This is a genomic window from Vibrio sp. 10N.239.312.D08 (assembly GCF_041466145.1).
Lineage (GTDB): Bacteria > Pseudomonadota > Gammaproteobacteria > Enterobacterales > Vibrionaceae > Vibrio > Vibrio crassostreae_C.
In genome coordinates this window covers 1-2,360 of sequence record NZ_JBFSSD010000098.1, presented here as the reverse complement: position 1 = coordinate 2,360, position 2,360 = coordinate 1, and the positions used below count along the sequence as shown (strand labels likewise).

The following is a 2,360-nucleotide window of genomic DNA, read 5'->3' as shown; positions in this document are numbered from 1 at the left end:
TTGATCTTATTCTTCGTGCTGAAGGATTAGAATGCGGTGTTCATGGCACGCTTACAAGCGATTCAAGATCTTTAAAGGTTACGGAGACTGAATAAGAGTCAATTTGATTGTTGGTTACTCTGTGACCGGGGGGAGGTGAGAGTGCACGAGGGGTCAGCGTTTTTGAATGAACTCTTCAATACCTTTACAGTTGAAGTATAAAATGAGGCGGCCAAATAGCCGTCCCAGACACACCATCTGACTTGTTTATCCACTCATTCCTTTAAGCCAAAAATTAATTCAATTTCATCATCAAGTCTTCTGCCCGTTGGTATAAAACCAAGCTTTTGATAAATAGAGAGAGCATTGCCTTTTTCTTTATCCATCGTGGTCAGGGAGACGCCTTTTAAACCGGTAATGGAAGCGTATTTCTTACTGAAGTTAATCGCTTGACTCCCCAATCCTTTTCCTTGGAAACGATGGTCAATCATGATGCGCCATACATATAAATGCTCCTTTTGAAAGTGTTCATCGTGTGTGTCCAGTATTCTAGGGTCAATCAGAGAGATTAGCCCCGCAGGTTTATTGTTTAAGTAAATACCATAGTTGATACTATCGTCGTTAAAACTGGCTTCTGCAAGCCACTCTGCGTTGTTAGCAATGAGTTGTTTTTGAGACTCTTCCACTGAGAGATCAATAATGTCATTGATAATGGTATTGTTTATTTTTAAAAAGCTAATTTTATTCATGCTTATTTACCTTGGGTAGGTGTTTCATTAAAAGTAACTGGCCAATGTAAGGATCTTGATAAGCTAATCTTGAGTTATCAAAATGGTAATGTCGCTTTTGCTCCTGTCTTTTAACATAGACTCTTCAAGTATCTTATAGATCTCTTTATCTGGCGCATATTAGAACGCGCCAATTTTTTTAATTAAGGTATATGTATGTCTTAATTAAAAACGATGATGGAAGTTATTGTTTCCTTTTTGCCTGCCCCCATGACAGAAATATTAGTTCCAAGCGTTGCCCACGATGATTCAAAAATAGGGTACGTATAGTATTTTTACAATAGTGCCGTCACAAAACCCAAAACAAACTCCCTGATAGAATACTGACGAGTGTGATTAAAGATAACTTTAATGTGTTCTCAGCCAGCTACATTTTGTATATCACTTATCAGCTAAAATGGTGGCCAATATCTTATCGCCTTTGCATTCAACACTGACGTTCATTCCATTGACGAGTGCTCTCTCATTAGGCGCACTTGCTCTCATATCGAGTCCACTTGTTTAAATTTGGACAACTAGTTCGGTAAGCGTTAAAGAAAGAGTGCTGGTTACCCTGAAGTTTTAGTGTAGGCCACATCTTGATGTTATCGAAGATGGCCAATCGCAATGCAAAAATAGACACAGCCCTGGAATATTGAAGCTAATGTTATCGAAAGCTTTTCTGCACTATTTTTTTAGTTTGCGTAATTGGTGTAGCCAAACTTAACACCAATGATACGAACCGCCATATAAGTTTTAACTCATACCATTTGACGTATTATTGCGGAATCTTTTGTCTATGACAGTATGACTTTGTAAGTAAAATCATTACATAATGAAAGCGTATTTATTAAGTTGCCAGTTCAAACCTTGATGTATTGTTTTCATAAAGTTCAACGTTAATGTCGGTTTTATCTAATAGTCATAAGATGTTGCTCCTAATGAATTGATAGCAGCGTAGCTTCTTACGTCTAAAGCGGGACTGTATTGGATAAACCTGTGATAAAAATACAACGATTCACAAAAATGCTGTGCTTGGCCGACATATCACTCAGATTGACATCACTCATGGAAGTTGATTAAACGACTTTATATACTTGTAGTAATTCATTGTTTACTAAATTAGTAAAATCACTGACACGCTTTTGTCCATTTCCTTCCAACTACAATCGTGATGACCAAATTAAAAAGGAGGTCATCATGGTAGTTTTCAACAAAACGAAACGAAGTGGCGTCAAAAAGCCTTTTCGGCTTGAGGAAATTTGGCGGATCAGAACCAGATTAGAAATTGAAAATAATTTGATGCAGCTTGCGTTGCTCAACTTAGCTATTGATAGCAAACTTAGAGCAAGTGATTTGCTCGTTCTCAGAGTTTGCGATGTATCTTCGCAAGATCGGATATTTAACCGCGTTAAGCATATCCAGCGCAAAACAGATATTGAAGTTCAATTTGAGATAACGACAAGAACTCAACAGAGTCTAATGAAATGGATTTTGATGGCTTCGCTACATGACAGCAATTTTATTTTCCCAAGCCAAAGGCGAAAGCAACAACCGATTAGCTATTCGTACTATCGATACTTAGTGAGGAGATGGGCTTCTAATCTGGGGTTG

The 2,360-nt window shown here is 37.8% G+C and carries 2 protein-coding genes; one reads left to right on the top strand and one right to left on the bottom strand.

What is annotated here, in order from left to right; genetic code table 11:
- Nucleotides 1-254 precede the first annotated feature (254 nt).
- The gene (locus AB6D58_RS24245) at nucleotides 255-728 is read right to left on the bottom strand and encodes a GNAT family N-acetyltransferase (RefSeq protein WP_229648681.1); all 474 of its coding nucleotides are present in this window, start codon (nucleotides 726-728) and stop codon (nucleotides 255-257) included.
- Between the two features lie 1,218 nt (nucleotides 729-1,946).
- On the opposite strand from AB6D58_RS24245, the gene AB6D58_RS24240 reads away from it, so the two are divergent.
- On the top strand, nucleotides 1,947-2,360 hold a 414-nt coding region (locus AB6D58_RS24240; RefSeq protein WP_372158777.1), incomplete at its 3' end, for a tyrosine-type recombinase/integrase.